General features: G+C 43.7%; 1 protein-coding gene. It reads right to left on the reverse strand.

The annotated features are described in order from the left end of the window. Positions 1-2,095: type I polyketide synthase (locus F6K37_RS38090; protein WP_287256264.1), on the reverse strand; the 2,095-nt coding region annotated here is incomplete at its 3' end. Positions 2,096-2,471 lie beyond the last annotated feature (376 nt).

Below are 2,471 nucleotides of genomic sequence, written 5' to 3' on the forward strand. Positions count from 1 at the left end.
GGGAACTATAGTCCGCGATCGCCTTTTTGACCCGCTCCTCCGATGCCAACAACGATACCATCTTGCCACCAGCAGGCAACTGCTGCATTAACCGCCCCCGCATGGCAATTAACTTCAAACCATCTTCGAGACTGAAAATTCCTGCCACACAAGCTGCCACATATTCTCCCACACTATGCCCCATCACCACCTTGGGTTTGATTCCCCAAGAAAACCATAACTTGGCAAGGGCATATTCAATAGCAAATAGAGCCGGTTGGGTATAAGCCGTTTGGTCTAGGAAAGAGGAACTTGAGTTTTGTTCTTCTTGAGGATAAAGTACTTCTAAAAGCGGATTTTCCAGATCCGGACGTAGGATTTGATCACATTGATCTAACGCTTGACGAAAAGTAGGTTGTGTTTCGTACAATTGCCGTCCCATATTCAGATACTGGGAACCTTGACCTGTAAATAGGAATGCTACTTTGGGATAACTATTACTACTGCGTGGTTCCCAACAGTTGACTCCGACTACTTCCTCCCCTGCTGTGTGTTGCCGAAGTTTTTGTGTTAATTCCTGTGGCTCAGAGGCGATAACGGCTAGGCGATGCTTGAACATAGCACGCCCTGTGTTAGCTGTGTAACAGACATCTGCAACTGCCAATTCTGGATAAGTTTCTAAATGGTTTTGATAACGACTGACTAACTCTGAGAGCGCTTTTTCGGTTTTGGCTGACAGGGTTAATATATGAATTTGGCGTACCCTAGAACTTTCACTTTGGACTTGAACCGGAGCCTCTTCCAAAACCACATGAGCATTAACCCCACCAAACCCAAAAGAACTTACTCCAGCTCGCCTGGGAATCCACTCTCCTGCGTCTGTCTTTAACTGCTGCCAGTCTTGGGTTTCATGAACGATGTAAAATGGACTTCCATCTAGCTCTATGCGGGGATTTAATTGCTCAAAATTAACAATCTTGGGCAACTTCCGATGCTTCATTGCCAATAGGACTTTAATTACCCCGGCAATTCCAGCTGCTGCTTCCAAATGCCCTATATTTGTCTTGACTGTTCCTAGACCACAATAGGGTTTTTCTGGTAAGGGTAACTCATGCTGTTGATGCAGTTGTCTAAAACTTCGTTTAAGACCATTAATTTCAATTGGGTCTCCCAATGGTGTGCCCGTACCATGAGTTTCGATATAGGATACTGTATTTGGCGAAATATTCGCTTTTGTATAAGCCGCTCTGAGTACTTGAGCTTGGGCATAAACATTGGGAGAGGTTAGAGTTCGTGCCTTCCCACCGTGATTAACTGCACTGCCCTTAATTACACCATAAATATAATCTTTATCCTCTATTGCTTTCCCCAGAGGTTTTAATAAGATGATTCCAGCTCCTTCCCCCCTAACATAACCATCTGCTTGACTATCAAATGTTTTGCATTGACCTGTTGGGGATAACATGCCCAGTTGACTAAAGGAGATATAACTGGTGGGGGTACACAACACACTTACTCCACCAACCAGTGCCATCTCACATTCTTTTTCTTTGATCGCATTGATTGCTTGATGAAGTGCTACTAGCGAACTAGAGCAAGCTGTATCTACAGGGACACTCGGACCATGAAAATTGAAGAAGTAAGATATTCGATTGGGAATGATACAGGTGTAGGTTCCTGTTGCCGTATGTCCTTCAATATTTTTTTCATCCTGGTGTTGCAACTGATCGTAGTCGTAGTTACAAGCGCCTACAAATACCCCAACTTGGCTTCCCGACAGTTCATTTGGTGAATATCCCGAATCTTCTAGACAAGACCAACTCAACTCCAGCATGATTCTCTGCTGAGGATCCATGGGTTTTACTTCTCTAGGAGAAATACCGAAAAATTGAGCATCAAATTGGTCTACCTGCTCGAGAAATCCACCCCACCGACTGTTCGTTTTCCCTGGCTTGGAGATGTCTGGGTCGTAAAATAAGTCGTTATCCCACCGAGAAGCTGGCACTTCGGTAATTGCGTCTATACCATTACACAGTAATTCCCAGAATGCTTCGGGATTTTTAGCTCCTGGGAAACGACATCCCATGCCAATAATTGCAATCGCTTCTCTATCCATGGGTTATAGCTCTATTTATCCACAAAAAAAATTATAAATAAATATTTGATTGTTTTTCGGATATTTATTTATAATTTTTATTACAAATAATAACTTTATCGTACGATATCATTTTAATGCGATTTAATGCTGAGGGGGTGACATGAGCCCCAAAAATGTTACTCTATAAGGCTTTGAGGCCAATGGGATCAGGGAAGATACAGTCGGAAATTAACCCTCAATTCATTGTCTTGATGCAAAGCGCGAGTGGGGGATCACCAGGCAGGTCGCTGTACTCGTGATGGCGACGATGCACTGCTACCCAGGAGACTACAGGTCCTTGAGCGCCCATACAACCTAGAATTGCTAAAATGACTCTCATCGTCTCGCTGGTTTT

The sequence above is a fragment of the Moorena sp. SIO4E2 genome (genome assembly GCF_010671945.1).
Classification (GTDB): domain Bacteria; phylum Cyanobacteriota; class Cyanobacteriia; order Cyanobacteriales; family Coleofasciculaceae; genus Moorena; species Moorena producens.